This window comes from Kitasatospora sp. NPDC058032 (assembly GCF_042885845.1).
In the GTDB taxonomy this organism is placed as follows: Bacteria; Actinomycetota; Actinomycetes; order Streptomycetales; family Streptomycetaceae; genus Kitasatospora.
The window spans coordinates 158,822-173,310 of sequence record NZ_JBHVRK010000002.1; the positions used below are offsets into that span (position 1 = coordinate 158,822).

Genomic DNA, 14,489 nt, shown 5'->3' on the forward strand with positions numbered 1-14,489 from the left:
GGGCGGCTCAGCGGCGCCGGGGCCGGCCCGAGCGGGCGCCGCCCTGGGAGCCGCGGGGCCCGCGGGGCGGCCGGGCCGCGCGCGGGTTGCCGCCGTCGGTGGCCGCCGGGGCGTCGGCCGTGTCGGGCCAGTGGGCGGGGCGCTTCAGCGTGGCCGGGAGACGGGTGGCGGCGTCGCCGCGGGCGGCGTTGAGCTGCGCCTGGGTGAGGAACAGCGCCTCGGTGAGATCGGCGCCCGCCAGGTCGGCGTCCCGCAGGTCCGCGCCGACCAGGTCCGCGAGCCGCAGGTCCGCCCCCGCCAGGTCCGCCGCGACCAGCAGCGCGCCCCGCAGATTGGCCCCGCGCAGGTCCGCGCCGCGCAGCCGGGCGCCGAACAGGTCCGCGCCCCGGTGCTCGCGCCGGCGCGGGACGCCGGCCCGGACCAGCTCGCTGGCCCTGAGCAGCAGCTCGGCCACCGCCTGCCGGTGCGCGGGCACGTCGACCGCGAGGATCTCCTCCGGCGTGCCGCCGACCAGCCGCTCGGTCTGCTCCAGCGCCCGGCGCAGCTCGTCGTGCACCGGCCGGGCCGGTTCGAAGGTGAGCGCCTCGGTGAGGTACCGGAGCAGCTCGTGCAACTGCCGCACCACCGGGAACACCTCGAACATGGTCCCCGCGCTCTCCGGCGCCTCGCGCCAGCTGCGCCCGCCGAAGACGACCTGGGAGACCTGCTGGCCGGCCCCGAAGCAGTCGTACACCGTGCAGCCGGCGAAGCCGCTGTCCCGCAGCCGCTCGTGGATGCCGCAGGTGAAGTCGGTCCGCAGATTGCGGCAGGCGGTGCCGGCGGCCTTGTTCACGGCGAAGTCGGTGCCGGCGGCGAACGGCAGCGCGACGCAGCACAGTCCGAAGCAGCTCCCGCAGTCGGAGACGAGGTTGAGGCTCGGGACGCTCACGGTGCTGTTGTTCCTCCGGGACGACGGTGCGGTGCGGTGGTGCAGCTGTAGAGCGTACCGACAGTCCCCGTACGGCCGTCGGTTAGTGTGGTCGGCCGAGCACGAGCAGCACCGCGGCACCACAGCACCGACGGAGGAACCAAGGCATGTCCCGGCACGACGTGGCGCCGTACCCGGACACCGAGGACAGCGAGGACACCCCGGGCGCCGAGCCCCCCGCCCTCCGCCTCCCGCCCCGCGCCCGCACCGTCGCGTTCACCCTGCTCTGCTTCGCGGTCTGCCTGGCGATCGGCCTCCAGCAGTGGACCACCCTCCAGCTCGGCGGCTTCGACCTCGGGATCTTCGACCAGGGCGTGCGCGGCTACGCGCACTTCGGTCTGCCGGTGTCCACGCTGAAGAGCTTCCACCACGAGTTCCCGCCCGGCTTCTCGCTCCTCGGCGACCACTTCTCGCCGGTGATCGCGCTGATGGCGCCGCTCTACTGGCTCTGGGACGATCCGCGCTCGCTGCTCCTCGGCCAGGCACTCTGCTTCGCCGCCGGCGTGCCGCTGATCCGCCGGATCACCGACCGCTGCTTCGCCGACGCCGACCCCCGCACCGCCCGCCGCGCCGCCGACCTGGCCGCCCTCGCCCACGGACTGGGCTGGCCCCTGCTGGTGGCCTCGCGCGGCGGGTTCCACGAGGTGGCGTTCGCCGTGCCGCTGACGCTGCTGATGCTGGAGCGCGGGATGGCCCGGCAGTACTGGGCGTCCGCACTGGCCGGCCTGCTGCTCTGCTGCACCAAGGAGGACATGGGCCTGGCCGTCGGCGCCTACGGCCTGGTACTGCTGCTGCGGGCGCGCCGGGAACCGGACGCCGAGCGGCGCCGGCCGGCCGTCCGCTGGGGGCTGGGCCTGCTGCTCGGCGGCCCGCTCGCCTCGGCGGTGGCGATCGCCGAGCTGATCCCGGCGATGGGCGGGGTGCCCGGCTACTACTGGAACTACCAGGCGCTCGGGGAGGACGGCGGCTCGGCGGTCGCCCATGTGCTGGCCGACCCGACCCGCCTCGTCTCGGCGCTCTTCGACGCCCCGCTGAAGCCGCTGCTGCTGCTGTGGATCTTCGGCACGCTGTTCCTCCTCCCGCTGCGCTCCGCGACCGTGCTCCTGGCCGTCCCGCTGCTCGCCGAGCGGGTGCTCTCCAGCAATCCCAACCACTGGTCGATCGCCCGGCACTACGACGCGTTCCTCTGGCCGATCCTGCTGGTCGCCGCGGTGGAGGTGCTGGGCCGCTGCCACGACCGGGCGCTGACCCGACGGCTCGGCGTGGCCGCCGCCGCGCTGACCGTCGCGGCCGCGCTGCCGCTCGGGGTGGCGAACCTGTTCGTGCCGGCCTACTGGCAGCCGAAGGCGAGCGAGGCGGCGCTGCTGCGCGGCGCGGCGCTGGTCCCGGATGGCGCCTCCGTCGAGGCCGACAACCAGGCGGCGCCGCGGCTGACCGCCCGCGCGGACGTGGTGCTGGTCGACGAGAAGCCGCGCGGACGCGAGTACGTGCTGATCCGGGCGGACAAGCGGTCCTTCCCGTTCCGGACCGACCACGAGCAGGCGGCCAGGATCGAGCTGCTGCTGGCGCACGGGTACCGGACGGTCTGGTCGGAGGACGGCGTGTACCTGCTGCACCGGGAGGGCACCGAGCCCGTCCCGGGCGAGCAGGTGCCCGGCCCGGACGCCACCCCGTACCAGGACGCGGTGCCGTCGGACGTGGGCCACAACCTCTTCCGCGGCTGACGGCGGTCGCCGCAACGCCCGCCGCCGCCCGGCGGCCCGTACGCCGCTCAGCCCTCGTAGGGCAGCAGCTCCGCGCGCTTGGGCGGGCGGCCGTCGCCGGAGGAGCGGCCGGTCAGACGGCGGCCGATCCACGGCCCGAGGTGGGTGCGGGCCCAGCGGGCGTCGGCGGCCAGCTTCTCGCCGCGGGTCGGCGGGGCGGCGACCGGCAGCGGGGCGCGCCAGTCGAAGCCGGCGGGGCGCCCGAGCGCTTCCAGGACGGCCTCGGCGACCCGGCGGTGGCCCTCGGACGAGAGGTGCAGCCGGTCCTCCGCCCAGAGCCGGCGGTCGTCGAAGCAGGGTGCGGAGAACAGGTCGACCACGGCGATGCCCGGATCCTGGGCGAGCTCCTGCACGAAGGCCTTCATCCGCAGGATCGCCGGGAGCAGCCGGGCGGAGCCGGCCATCCGCCGGGTCGGGTCGGTGCTGGTGAACATGACCACGGTGGCGCCGGTGGCGCGCAGCCGGGCGGCGGAGGCTCCGAGGAGTTCTTCGACCCGGGCGACGTCGCAGCGCGGGCGCAGCACGTCGTTGAGCCCGCCGGCCAGGGTGACCAGCTCGGCGCCCATGGCGGCGGCCCGGTCGAGCTGCTCGTCGTGGATCTGGCCGATGAGCTTGCCGCGGACGGCGAGGTTGGCGTACCGGAAGCCGCCGGCCGGGTGGTCGGCGGCGAGCCGGGCGGCGACGCGGTCGGCCCAGCCCCGGAAGTGGCCGTCGGGCAGCAGGTCGTCGCACATGCCCTCGGTGAAGGAGTCCCCGACGGCGACGTAACTGCGGAAGGCGGTGGGCGTGTTCTGGGTGTTCTCCATGGCCCGACGATCGTACGCGCGCGGCCCACGCCGGGATCGGGCGGGATCCGGCGGGATCCTTCGTCGGCGCCGGTCAGACCCCCGCCGGCTCCCCTGCCGGCTCCTCCGCCGGCTGCTCCACCCCGCCGGTGATCCAGTGCGTTCGCACGGCATCGGTCGGCCGCTGCTCCCCCAGCGCGTCGAGCCCCCAGACGCCGAGCGCCGCCACGACCGGCCGCAGCGCGGCGCCGCGTTCCGTCAGCTCGTAGACGGTGGCGTTGGCCGGCCGTTCGAGGCGTCGCCGCTCGATGACGCCCTCGCCCTCCAGCTGCTTGAGCCGCGCGGCGAGGATGTCGGTGGAGACGCCGGGCAGGTCGGCGTGCAGGTCGGTGTAGCGGCGCGGACCGGCCAGGAGTTCACGGACGATCAGGAGGCTCCAGCGCTCCCCCACCGCGTCCAGGGCGCGGGCGACGGCGCAGTACTGGTCGTAGCTTCGGCGTGACATGTGGATCAGCATAGCCAAGAGGTTGGACTTTCCAAGTGCCTACTTGGTAGAACAAAGCAACCAGGATCGACGCGGGGTGACGGTCGGGAGGCCACAGATGGAGTTTCGGCAGTCCAGCAAGCTGAATGACGTGTGCTACGAGATCCGCGGCCCGGTGGTCGACCAGGCCAACGCGCTGGAGGAGGCCGGGCACAGCGTGCTCCGGCTGAACACCGGCAACCCGGCCACGTTCGGCTTCGAGGCGCCCGAGGAGATCCTTCAGGACATCATCCGCAACCTCCCCCGGGCGCACGGCTACAGCGACTCGCGCGGCATCCTGCCGGCCCGCCGCGCGGTCGTGCAGTACTACCAGCAGCGCGGCGTCGACGGCGTGACCGTCAACGACGTCTACCTCGGCAACGGCGTCTCCGAGCTGATCCAGATGGCCGTCACCGCGCTGGTGGACGACGGCGACGAGGTGCTCGTCCCGATGCCCGACTACCCGCTGTGGACGGCGGTGGTCCGGCTGGCCGGCGGCAAGGCGGTGCACTACCTCTGCGACGAGGGGGCGGACTGGTTCCCCGACCTCGACGACATCGCCTCGAAGATCACCGCCCGCACCAAGGCGATCGTGGTCATCAACCCCAACAACCCCACCGGCGCCGTCTACCCGAAGGAACTGCTGGAGGGCATCCTCGACCTCGCCCGCCGCCACCAGCTGATGGTGCTGGCCGACGAGATCTACGACAAGATCCTCTACGACGACGTCGAGCACCACTGCCTGGCCGCCCTCGCCGACGACGTGCTCACGCTCACCTTCAACGGCCTCTCCAAGTCCTACCGGGTGGCCGGCTTCCGCAGCGGCTGGCTGGTCGTCTCCGGCCCCAAGCAGCACGCGAGCGACTACCTGGAGGGCCTCACCATGCTCTCCGGCATGCGGCTGTGCCCCAACGTGCCCTCCCAGTACGCCGTCCAGGCCGCGCTCGGCGGCCACCAGTCGATCAACGACCTGGTCCTGCCCGGCGGCCGCCTCGCCGAACAGCGCGACGTCGCCTTCCGCGCCCTCAACGAGATCCCCGGCGTCAGCTGCGTCAAGCCCCGCGGCGCCCTCTACGCCTTCGCCAAGCTCGACCCGGCCGTCCACCGCATCGTCGACGACGAGCGCTTCGTCCTGGACCTCCTGCTCCGCGAGAAGATCCACGTGGTCCAGGGCACCGGCTTCAACTGGCCCCGCCCCGACCACTTCCGCTTCGTCACCCTCCCCCGCGCCGACGACCTGGAGACCGCCATCAACCGCATCGGCCGCTTCCTCACCACCTACCGCCAGGTCTGACCCGCCCCCTCGCAGGCCCCCGCAGATCCTGCTCTGCGGGGGTCATGCGGATGATGTGGATCGGTTTGCCACACCACCGACGAAGGGACAGAGACGAGCATGACCAACGTCGATGTCGACGATGCGGTCCTTGCCGAGGCCATGCGCTTGATGGGGACCAGCACGAAGAAGGACACCGTCAACGGAGCCCTCGCCGACCACGTCAAGCGGCTCAAGCGGCTGGAGGCACTGGAGAGGCTCTCCGCCCGCGCCGCCCGCGGCGAGTTCGACCCGACCGAGCGAATCCACCGGGCCCGGAAGGCCGGCGGGGAGGACCTGCTGCTCTGCTCCGTCGCCGTGCACCACGGCGACCCGGTGCTGCACGTGGACAGCGACTTCGCCACCGCCGCCCGGGTGATCACCGAGCTCAGGGAACAGGACATCCGCGAACCGTGATCCGGATCCAGCGATCGGCCCCCGCAGGCGGTACCTGCGGGGGCCGATGGCGTGCGGGAGGCGGTTACCAGCCCCAGCCGCCGCCCTGGCCGTCGTCGTCGCGGTTGCCGTCCCAGCCCTCGCCGACCTCGCGGAGGATGGTGTAGTGGTCCACCCGGGTGCCGTCCTCCGCCAGGGCGGTGACGGTCATCTCGGACTTCTGGCCCAGGTGGGCGGGCTTCACGTCGACCTTGATGAAGGAGTAGCCGGTGTAGCGGACCCGCGACCACTCGACCTTCTCGGTGACCTTGCCGCCGCCCTTGGCGAAGTAGTAGGTGTCCACCGAGTCGAGGCGGTTCTCGTGGCCCTCGTAGGTGTCCGGGGCGTCGAACCGGTAGAGGCTGCGGCCGGCCGCGCCCGCCGTCACGTACACCACGCCGTCCTTGGCCGGCTCGACGGAGGCGCCGCTCGGCACCGCCCTGGAGACCTTGTTGCCGAGGATCGCGTCGGTGCGCTCGTACACGTGGTTGTGACCGTTGATCACCAGGTCCACCCGGTACTTCTCGAACAGCGGCACCCAGGCCTCGCGCACCCCGCCCTCGGAGGCGTGCTGGTGGGTGGTGGAGAAGGCGCAGTGGTGGAAGAAGACCACGACGAAGTCGATCGTCTCGTCGTTGCGCAGGTCCTTCAGGGTGCGCTCCAGCCAGCGGGTCTGCTTGCCCGCCGAGACGCCCAGGTTGGCCGGGATCTCGTAGGAGACGTCGTTGGCGTCCAGCGAGATGACGCCGACGTTCTTGTAGCGGAAGGAGTAGACGCCGGGGACGCTGCGCTTGTCCGGGCCGTTGTCCGGCAGGTAGAAGCGGGCGTTCTCGCCGCCGTAGCCGTTCGGCGAGTACCAGGCCTCCATGTCGTGGTTGCCGTAGGCGACCATCCACGGCACCTTCGAGGCGACCGTCTCGGTCTGCACCAGGAAGGCGTCCCAGGTGGTGGCGTTGAACACCGACTTGTCGGAGTCCTGGCCGGAGCCCGCCGGGTCGGCGTAGCAGATGTCGCCGGCGTGCAGGTGGAACGCCGGGTCCTGGGCCAGGATGATGTGGTCGTTGCCCTTGGCGTGGTCGCTGACGCCCTGGTCGCCGAAGGCGGTGAAGGTGAACGGCTCGTACACCTTGCCCCAGCGGTGCTCGCGCGAGGGCGCGGTGCGGAAGGTGCCGAGCGTGGAGACGGCCTGCTGCGAGGCCGGGTCGAAGCCCTGGTGGCCGACACCGTAGTAGTAGGTGGTGTCGGGGTGCAGGTCCTCCAGCGCCACGTGCAGGTAGTACTGGTCCACCGGCTGGCCGGTGGGGGTGAGCGCCGGGGTGTGCAGGGTGCGCACCTCCGCCTCGATCTTGTGGCTGAGGTCCCACGGGTTCTTGCCGTAGCGCAGGAACGGCCGCTTCACCGGGGCCGGCACCTGCCAGGAGACCCGGAACTGGGTGTCCGGCTCGGGACCGAAGGCGAGGTGACGTCCGATCGGGGCGACCAGCGAACCGTCGACGGTCGCGGTGGCGCCGCCGGCCAGCAGCTGAGGCGTCGTCGGGGCGGCCGAGGCGGTGCCGCTGCCCAGCGCACCGCCCACCGCCAGCGCGCCCACCGAGACGGCGCCGACGCGCAGCATCCGGCGGCGGGAGAAGCGGGCCCGCAGGTACTCGTGCTGCTCGGCCATGCTCATGCGTTCGGCGAGCTTGACCGGCACGCCCATGTTCGGAGTTTCCATGGACCGGACTCTTCCAGGCACGCGTTGACCCGACACGGACACGCGGTGAACGCGCCCGGGCGCGCCGGTCAGTCGAACACCAATGTTCGACCATGCCTCGGCAAAGCCGTACGCAGGCGAAACGCGTCTCCCGGGCCCGGACACGGGCACTCCGGACGGGGCTGGCAGGATCGTCCACCATGGCCCGGATCCTGATCTACCGTCGAAACCTCCGCTTCCCGCACGCCTCGGTCGTCGACGGCACCCGCGCGCTGGGCGAGCTGGGCGAGCGGCACGGCTTCACCGTCGACGCCACCGAGGACCCGGCCGTCTTCCGGCCCGCCGCGCTGCGCCGCTACGCCGCCGTGGTCTTCCTCTCCACCGGCGGCCCGGTGCTCGACGAGGCCGGGCAGGACGCCCTGCGCGCCCACCTGACCGCCGGTCACGGCTGGCTGGGCGTGCACGCGGCGTCCAGCACCGCGTACGAGTGGCCGTGGTTCGAGGGACTGGTCGGCGCCCGGTTCGACCGCCACCCGGCGATCCAGACCGCGCCGGTCCGGGTCGCCGACGCCGACCACCCGGCCACCGCCCACCTGCCCGCCCGCTGGGAGTGGACCGACGAGTGGTACGACTTCCGCTCCGACCCGCGCGATCGCGGCGTCCGCGTCCTGCTCACCGTGGACGAGGCCGACTACACGGGCGCGGCGATGGGCCTGGCCGACCGTCACCCGCTCGCCTGGTCCGGGGAGCACGACGGGGTGCCGACCTTCTACACCGCGCTCGGCCACGCGCCCGAGGCCTACGCGGACCGGGCCTTCCGCGGGCACCTGCTGGGCGGCCTGCGACACGTGCTCGGCTGAGCGGGCCCCGGGCCGTCGTCACGACAGCACAGGACCGCCCGGAGCAGGGAGCCTGCTCCGGGCGGTCCGTCGGATCAGCCGGTCACCAGCAGTCCTCGTCCTTCTCCTTCTCGTTGGTCAGGCAGATGGGTACGCAGTCGTCGCAGTTCACCTCGATCGGGCCGGTGACCGGGTCGCGCGGCAGCTGGTAGCCGTCGGGCGCCTCGGTCTCCCGCAGGTAGTACTGCCCGACCGGCAGGTGGTCGAACTCGCAGGTTCCGTCGGCGTCGGTGGTGCAGCCGCTCACCTGGGTGTCCGGGTTGGCACCCCCGGTCTGCAGCCCGGGGACGCCGTTGCTCTCCCGCCACAGCTCGAACACCGCGCCGGCCAGCGGCTCGCCCGACCACTTGTCCTTCTTGGTCAGGTGGATCGAGCCCTTGCCCGGCGGCTTCGGCGACGGGCAGTCGGCGGCCGTGACCTGGACGCCCGCCATGGCGTTGGCCGCGGTCAGCATCAGCGGGCCGAACACCGGGTCGGCCGGCAGGTCGTACCCGGGAGGTGCGGCGATCTCCCGCCAGTAGTAGAGGCCGAGGTCCACCGTGCGGCGGCAGAGACCGTCCGCACCGGTGGTGCAGGTGCTACCCACCTGGGTGTCCGGGTTCGGGCCAGTGGTCTGGAGACCGGGAACGCCGTTGGTCTCCTCCCACAGCTCGAACACACCGCCGGCGAGCGGCGCACCGGTCTCGGCGTCCTTCTTCAGCACCCGCACCTCACCCGTGACCACCGACTGCGGAACGTCGGGCGCGGTGACCTGAACGCCGGACGCGGCGTTCGCCGAGGTCAGCACCAGCGGGCCGAACACCGGCTGAGCCGGCAGCACGTACCCAGGGGGTGCGGCGATCTCCCGCCAGTAGTACGTGCCGAGCGGCACCGTGCGACGGCAGATCCCGTCCGCACCGGTGGTGCAGGTGCTACCCACCTGGGTGTCCGCGTTCGCGCCGGTGGTCTGGAGACCGGGAATCCCGTTCGTCTCCTCCCACAGCTCGAAGACACCACCGGCGAGCGGGTTTCCGGTCACGGAGTCGGTCTTCAGGACACGGACCTCACCGGTCACCGGCGCCTGCGCCACATCGGGAGCCGTCACCTGCACACCCGCAGCGGCATTCGCCGCCGTCAGCACCAGCGGACCGAACACCGGCTGAGCCGGAAGCACATACCCGGGCGGCGCGGCGATCTCCAGCCAGTAGTAGGTACCGAGATCCACCGTCCGGCGGCACAGACCGTCCGTGCCAGTGGTACAGGGGGTGCCCGCCAGCGTGTCGGGGTTCGCGCCGGTGGTCTGGAGACCGGGAATCCCGTTCGTCTCCTCCCACAGCTCGAACACACCACCCGCGAGCGGCGCACCCGTCACCGAGTCCGTCTTCAGAACCCGGACCTCACCGGTCACCGGCGCTTGCGCCACATCGGGAGCCGTCACCTGCACACCCGCAGCGGCATTCGCCGCCGTCAGCACCAGCGGACCGAACACCGGGTTGGCCGGGAGCACGTACCCGGGCGGTGCGGCCGTCTCCTGCCAGTAGTAGGTGCCGAGCGGCACCGTGCGGCGGCAGAGACCGTCCGCACCGGTGGTGCAGGTGGTACCCACCTGGGTGTCCGGGTTCGCGCCGGTGGTCTGGAGACCGGGAATCCCGTTCGTCTCCTCCCACAACTCGAACACACCACCCGCGAGCGGCGCACCGGTCACGGAGTCGGTCTTCAGGACACGGACCTCACCGGTCACCGGCGCCTGCGGCGCGTCGGGGGCGGTGATCTGAACGCCCGCAGCGGCATTCGCCGCCGTCAGCTCCAGCGGGCCGAAGACCGGGTCGGCCGGCAGGTCGTAGCCGGGCGGGGCCGCGATCTCCCGCCAGTAGTAGGACCCGAGCGGCACCGTCTGACGGCACAGACCGTCCGCACCGGTGGTGCAGGACGTACCCACCTGCGTGTCCGGGTTCACGCCAGTGGTCTGGAGACCGGGAATCCCGTTCGTCTCCTCCCACAGCTCGAACACACCACCCGCGAGCGGCGCACCCGTCACGGAATCCGTCTTCAGGACACGGACCTCACCGGTCACCGGCGCCTGCGCCACATCCGGGGCCGTCACCTGGACGCCCTGAGCAGCGTTCGCGTCCGTCAGCACCAGCGGACCGAACACCGGATCCGCCGGGAGCACGTAGCCGGGAGGTGCGGCGATCTCCTGCCAGTAGTAGGTGCCGAGCGGCACCGAGCGGCGGCACAGACCGTCCGCACCGGTGGTGCAGGTGGTACCCACCTGCGTGTCGGGGTTCGCGCCAGTGGTCTGGAGACCGGGAATCCCGTTGGTCTCCTCCCACAGCTCGAACACACCACCCGCCAACGGCAGACCCGTCACCGAGTCCGTCTTCAGCACCCGTACCTCGCCCGTCACCGGAGCCTGCGGCGCGTCCGGAGCCGTCACCTGCACACCGGCCGGAGCATTCGCCTCCGTCAGCTCCAACGGACCGAACACCGGATCCGCCGGCAACTCGTAACCCGGCGGCGCGGCGATCTCACGCCAGTAGTAGGAACCGAGCGGCACCGTCCGGCTGCACAGACCGTCCGCACCGGTGGTGCAGGACGTACCCACCTGCGTGTCCGGGTTCACGCCACTGGTCTGGAGACCGGGAATCCCGTTCGTCTCCTCCCACAGCTCGAACACACCACCCGCCAACGGCGCGCCCGTCACCGAGTCCGTCTTCAGGACACGGACCTCACCGGTCACCGGCGCCTGCGCCACATCCGGGGCCGTCACCTGGACGCCCTGAGCAGCATTCGCGTCCGTCAGCACCAGCGGACCGAACACCGGATCCGCCGGAAGCACATACCCGGGAGGCGCGGCGATCTCCTGCCAGTAGTACGTACCGACCGGAACCGTCCGACGGCACAGACCGTCCGCACCGGTGGTGCAGGACGTACCCACCTGCGTGTCCGGGTTCACGCCAGTGGTCTGGAGACCCGGAATCCCGTTCGTCTCCTCCCACAGCTCGAACACACCACCCGCCAACGGCAGACCCGTCACCGAGTCCGTCTTCAGGACACGGACCTCACCGGTCACCGGCGCCTGCGGCGCGTCGGGAGCCGTCACCTGCACACCCTGAGCGGCATTCGCCGCCGTCAGCTCCAGCGGGCCGAACACCGGATCGGCCGGAAGCACATAGCCCGGCGGAGCCGCGGTCTCCCGCCAGTAGTACGAACCGACCGGCACCGTCCGGCTGCACAGACCGTCCGCACCGGTGGTGCACGGCCTACCCACCTGCGTGTCCGGGTTCGCACCGGTGGTCTGGAGACCGGGAATCCCGTTGGTCTCCGCCCAGAGCTCGAACACACCACCCGCGAGCGGCGCGCCCGTCACCGAGTCCGTCTTCAGCACCCGCACCTCGCCCGTCACCGCGGCGGCGCAGTCGGGCAGGTCGCCGTTGAAGGGGTAGGCGTGGAACTCCTGGCCGCCGCCTCCGGTGGGCGAGCTGGTGTGGATGAGCCCGCCGGTGGTGTAGAAGCGGCCGTTGACCCCGGGCAGGGTGACCGTGGTCTGCGAAGCCTGCTCGCCGACCAGGACGCTGCCCTGGAACTGGCCGGTGCCGGCCAGGGTGACCGTGGTGGCGTCGGGGAAGTTCCACAGCAGGCGCTCGCGGTAGGCGTTCAGCGGGTCGTCGTCGGTGATGCCGCCGCTGAACGTGTTGATGGTCCGGGCGGCACCGGTGAGGTTGACGAGGATGGTGGCGCCCGCCGGAATGTTGGCGAAGGTGATGCCCTGCTGGGCGCCGCCCCGGCCGGTGAGGTCGAAGTCGACGTTGAAGACCTGGAGCGCCGACACGCCGTCACCGGTGAACAGCGTCTCGAATCCCGCGTTCACCGCGGTGCCGGTCGCGGTGCGGGGCACACCGTTGACCCGGGCGTAGCAGTCGGAGGCGGCGGTGAGCTGGTCGCGCAGGCCGGCGTAGGGCTGGATGGCGTCGGGGTCCTGGACGAGGGTGCCGACCACGGTGCCGGTGACCGTGCCCGCGTGCCGGACCACGCCGCCCTCGGCCACCAGGCTCTGGCCGGCGGCGATGGTGATGTCGTCACCGGTGGTGAGGAAGTCGGCGCCGTCCGGCGGGGGGACCCGGGACCCCACACCGACGATGCCGATGTTGTAGATGGAGCTGGCCCCGGGGTCCTTGGCCTGGTCGAAGTCGTTGAGGACGACGACACGGCCCTCGGCCTCGGCGGCGCGGCCTCGGACCAGGAAGTCGGAGCCGACGAAGATGTTGATCCCGTTGTCCCGCCCGGCGAACGGGCCGTTGTTGATCGGGGGGAAGGGCTCGGGGCAACTGCCGGGTACGCAGGGCCCCAGGCCACCGGGCAGCGTCGCGGCCTCGGCGGACACGGCTCCGGGGCCGAGCGCGAGGACGGGGACGAGGGCCGAGGCGATGGTGCACGGCAGTGCCAGGGCGACGGCCTTCCGGCGGACGCGCGCTAACAGTCGGTTGAGGGAAGCCATGGTCGTAGCGTCCGACAGGCCCTGTGCGCGGGGTCGCCGTTGACGCGTCCACGTACGCTGAATGATGAAACGCGCGCACCCGCACAGAGCAACCGTCACCTGCCGCCTCCCGTCGGCCGGGACCGCGGACGGGCCGCGGGGCCGACCGCTCGACGGGGCGTCAGCGGGACGTGCTCAGGACGCCTCGTCCCAGGGGGACGCCGCCCGGTTGCCGGTGCCGTCGCAGGTGCGGCAGATCTCGTCGCGGTAGGCGTGCTTGGCACCGGTGGCGTCGACCCGGTAGCGGACGTAGACGCCGGTGCCGTCGCAGAGGAAGCAGTTGCCCCCTCCGCCGCCGACCTCGGTGGTGCCGGTGCCCTGGCAGGTGCGACAGCTGAGGCCGGCGGTGCGGCCGGTGCCCGCGCAGATGCGGCAGACCGTGGTCATCGTCTTCCTCCCGGGTCGGAACCTGGGCCCGACGGAGGGGGCCCAGGTCATGGTAGGCGCTGACCGCCGCTTCCCGGGCGGGCCCTGCTCAGCCCGGCAGGCCCGCGCTCACGCGGCGGGAGACGGCGATCTGCTGGAGGTCGAGCATCCCCGGCGGGTCGGCGAGGCCGGGGCCGCCGGCCTGCACCCACGCGGCGATCTCCTCGATCATGTCGTCGGCGAGCACCCAGCCGAGCCAGACCGGCCGGCCGCCCGCCGCGCGGCCCTCGCTGGAGGGGCCGACCACGACGACGTTGGAGTGCGCACAGGTGTCCAGGCACTTGACGGCCCGGACCCGGCCCGCGTCGCCGACCGCGGTGCGCAGCCGCTCGTACTGGCCGGCGTGGTCGACGCCGGGGTGCTTCTCCTGGGTGCCGCAGCAGCAGCCCCGGCAGACGGTGACGGTCACCGGGGACGCCGGGCCTCGGCCGCCCGCCTTCCCCGCGGCCTTCCCCCCGGCCCGTTCGCGCTCACGCTCGCGTCGGCTCATCGTCCTCGGTCCTCCTCGTTCCGCAGGGCCCGCCGCGACGCCCGTTCGCGCGGCAGCCGCAGGCCGTGGTGGCCGACGATCACGGTGGAGCCCTCGTGCCCGGCGGCGCCGAGCGGCAGGGGCAGCGTACCCGCCAGGTCCCGGGTGCCCGGCAGGGCGATGGCCGCCCCCGCGATCGCCGGGTTCTGACCCCCCGGGCCCGCCTCCCCCCGCATCCGCGCCCCGTAGGATTCACCCATGGGACACGCAGCCGCCGAGAACACCGTGCCGCGGATGCGCCTGGACGCCTCCAACGCCGCGAAGGTCGCGAGCGCCCTCCAGGCCCTCGCCACCCCCTCCCGCCTGCTGATCCTGGCCGAGCTCCGCGAAGGGCCGCGGGCCGCCACCGAACTCGCCGACGCCGTCGGCATGGAGCAGTCCGCCTGCTCCCACCAGCTGCGCCTGCTGCGCAACCTCGGCCTGGTGGTCGGCGAGCGCCGCGGCCGCTCGGTCGTCTACTCGCTGCACGACGACCACGTCGCCGCCCTCCTCGACCAGGCGGTCTACCACGTCGACCACCTGCGCCTCGGCATCGTCGACAACGGAATGGCGAACTCCGCGCCGAAGAACGGCAGTTGAGCGACGCGACGGTGACCGCGGGAGCGCCCCGGCGGCCGGGCTGCGGGCCGTGGACCTCGTCG

At 72.6% G+C, this 14,489-nt stretch carries 12 protein-coding genes and 1 pseudogene; 5 read left to right on the forward strand and 8 right to left on the reverse strand.

The window, feature by feature from the left end; all coding sequences use genetic code 11:
• Positions 1–7: 7 nt before the first annotated feature.
• A complete protein-coding gene (locus tag ACFVUH_RS03665) occupies positions 8–928 on the reverse strand; it encodes a pentapeptide repeat-containing protein (protein WP_387910969.1) in 921 nt (306 codons plus the stop codon).
• Between the two features lie 146 nt (positions 929–1,074).
• Here ACFVUH_RS03665 and ACFVUH_RS03670 point away from each other — a divergent pair, with 146 nt between their 5' ends.
• Positions 1,075–2,691 carry a DUF2079 domain-containing protein gene (locus ACFVUH_RS03670; RefSeq protein ID WP_387910970.1) on the forward strand — a complete coding sequence of 539 codons (1,617 nt, stop codon included), beginning with the start codon at positions 1,075–1,077 and terminating at the stop codon, positions 2,689–2,691.
• A 47-nt stretch (positions 2,692–2,738) separates the two neighbouring features.
• On the opposite strand, the gene ACFVUH_RS03675 is transcribed toward ACFVUH_RS03670, so the two are convergent.
• Complete coding sequence (locus tag ACFVUH_RS03675; protein ID WP_355364482.1) at positions 2,739–3,536, reverse strand: SGNH/GDSL hydrolase family protein; 798 nt, start codon at positions 3,534–3,536, stop codon at positions 2,739–2,741.
• Positions 3,537–3,669: 133 nt separating this feature from the next.
• Positions 3,670–4,020: pseudogene (locus ACFVUH_RS03680) on the reverse strand (winged helix-turn-helix transcriptional regulator); the annotation flags it as partial.
• A 97-nt stretch (positions 4,021–4,117) separates the two neighbouring features.
• Here ACFVUH_RS03680 and ACFVUH_RS03685 point away from each other — a divergent pair.
• Entirely contained in the window at positions 4,118–5,332 is a 1,215-nt protein-coding gene (locus tag ACFVUH_RS03685; protein WP_387910972.1) for a pyridoxal phosphate-dependent aminotransferase, read from the forward strand.
• 99 nt (positions 5,333–5,431) lie between these two features.
• Positions 5,432–5,767, forward strand: a complete 336-nt coding sequence (locus ACFVUH_RS03690; RefSeq protein WP_387910973.1) for a type II toxin-antitoxin system VapB family antitoxin — start codon at positions 5,432–5,434, stop codon at positions 5,765–5,767.
• A 64-nt stretch (positions 5,768–5,831) separates the two neighbouring features.
• On the opposite strand, the gene ACFVUH_RS03695 is transcribed toward ACFVUH_RS03690, so the two are convergent.
• The gene (locus ACFVUH_RS03695) at positions 5,832–7,499 is read right to left on the reverse strand and encodes a metallophosphoesterase family protein (RefSeq protein WP_355364488.1); all 1,668 of its coding nucleotides are present in this window, start codon (positions 7,497–7,499) and stop codon (positions 5,832–5,834) included.
• A 179-nt stretch (positions 7,500–7,678) separates the two neighbouring features.
• Between ACFVUH_RS03695 and ACFVUH_RS03700 the strand changes: the two genes are divergently transcribed.
• The gene (locus tag ACFVUH_RS03700) at positions 7,679–8,338 is read left to right on the forward strand and encodes a ThuA domain-containing protein (RefSeq protein ID WP_355364491.1); all 660 of its coding nucleotides are present in this window, start codon (positions 7,679–7,681) and stop codon (positions 8,336–8,338) included.
• Between the two features lie 82 nt (positions 8,339–8,420).
• On the opposite strand, the gene ACFVUH_RS03705 is transcribed toward ACFVUH_RS03700, so the two are convergent.
• From ACFVUH_RS03705 to ACFVUH_RS03720, 4 genes are all read right to left on the reverse strand, one after another.
• Complete coding sequence (locus ACFVUH_RS03705) at positions 8,421–12,854, reverse strand: SpaA isopeptide-forming pilin-related protein (protein WP_387910974.1); 4,434 nt, start codon at positions 12,852–12,854, stop codon at positions 8,421–8,423.
• A gap of 174 nt (positions 12,855–13,028) precedes the next feature.
• A complete protein-coding gene (locus ACFVUH_RS03710; RefSeq protein WP_030302164.1) occupies positions 13,029–13,280 on the reverse strand; it encodes a hypothetical protein in 252 nt (83 codons plus the stop codon).
• Positions 13,281–13,368: 88 nt separating this feature from the next.
• Positions 13,369–13,809, reverse strand: a complete 441-nt coding sequence (locus ACFVUH_RS03715; RefSeq protein WP_355364497.1) for a (2Fe-2S) ferredoxin domain-containing protein — start codon at positions 13,807–13,809, stop codon at positions 13,369–13,371.
• The gene (locus tag ACFVUH_RS03720) at positions 13,806–14,048 is read right to left on the reverse strand and encodes a hypothetical protein (RefSeq protein WP_387910976.1); all 243 of its coding nucleotides are present in this window, start codon (positions 14,046–14,048) and stop codon (positions 13,806–13,808) included. Before ACFVUH_RS03720 ends, ACFVUH_RS03715 begins: the two co-directional genes overlap by 4 nt.
• Here ACFVUH_RS03720 and ACFVUH_RS03725 point away from each other — a divergent pair.
• Entirely contained in the window at positions 14,047–14,427 is a 381-nt protein-coding gene (locus ACFVUH_RS03725; RefSeq protein WP_387910978.1) for an ArsR/SmtB family transcription factor, read from the forward strand. The genes ACFVUH_RS03720 and ACFVUH_RS03725 overlap by 2 nt on opposite strands.
• Positions 14,428–14,489 lie beyond the last annotated feature (62 nt).

What these genes read in the sequence shown, in the direction of transcription:
- ACFVUH_RS03670 (WP_387910970.1), top strand. Translation starts at nt 1,075, where the DNA reads ATGTCCCGGCACGACGTGGCGCCGTACCCGGACACCGAGGACAGCGAG.
- ACFVUH_RS03685 (WP_387910972.1), top strand. Translation starts at nt 4,118, where the DNA reads ATGGAGTTTCGGCAGTCCAGCAAGCTGAATGACGTGTGCTACGAGATC.
- ACFVUH_RS03715 (WP_355364497.1), bottom strand. Translation starts at nt 13,809, where the DNA reads ATGAGCCGACGCGAGCGTGAGCGCGAACGGGCCGGGGGGAAGGCCGCG.
- ACFVUH_RS03695 (WP_355364488.1), bottom strand. Translation starts at nt 7,499, where the DNA reads ATGGAAACTCCGAACATGGGCGTGCCGGTCAAGCTCGCCGAACGCATG.
- ACFVUH_RS03710 (WP_030302164.1), bottom strand. Translation starts at nt 13,280, where the DNA reads ATGACCACGGTCTGCCGCATCTGCGCGGGCACCGGCCGCACCGCCGGC.
- ACFVUH_RS03720 (WP_387910976.1), bottom strand. Translation starts at nt 14,048, where the DNA reads ATGGGTGAATCCTACGGGGCGCGGATGCGGGGGGAGGCGGGCCCGGGG.
- ACFVUH_RS03675 (WP_355364482.1), bottom strand. Translation starts at nt 3,536, where the DNA reads ATGGAGAACACCCAGAACACGCCCACCGCCTTCCGCAGTTACGTCGCC.
- ACFVUH_RS03725 (WP_387910978.1), top strand. Translation starts at nt 14,047, where the DNA reads ATGGGACACGCAGCCGCCGAGAACACCGTGCCGCGGATGCGCCTGGAC.
- ACFVUH_RS03705 (WP_387910974.1), bottom strand. Translation starts at nt 12,854, where the DNA reads ATGGCTTCCCTCAACCGACTGTTAGCGCGCGTCCGCCGGAAGGCCGTC.
- ACFVUH_RS03700 (WP_355364491.1), top strand. Translation starts at nt 7,679, where the DNA reads ATGGCCCGGATCCTGATCTACCGTCGAAACCTCCGCTTCCCGCACGCC.
- ACFVUH_RS03690 (WP_387910973.1), top strand. Translation starts at nt 5,432, where the DNA reads ATGACCAACGTCGATGTCGACGATGCGGTCCTTGCCGAGGCCATGCGC.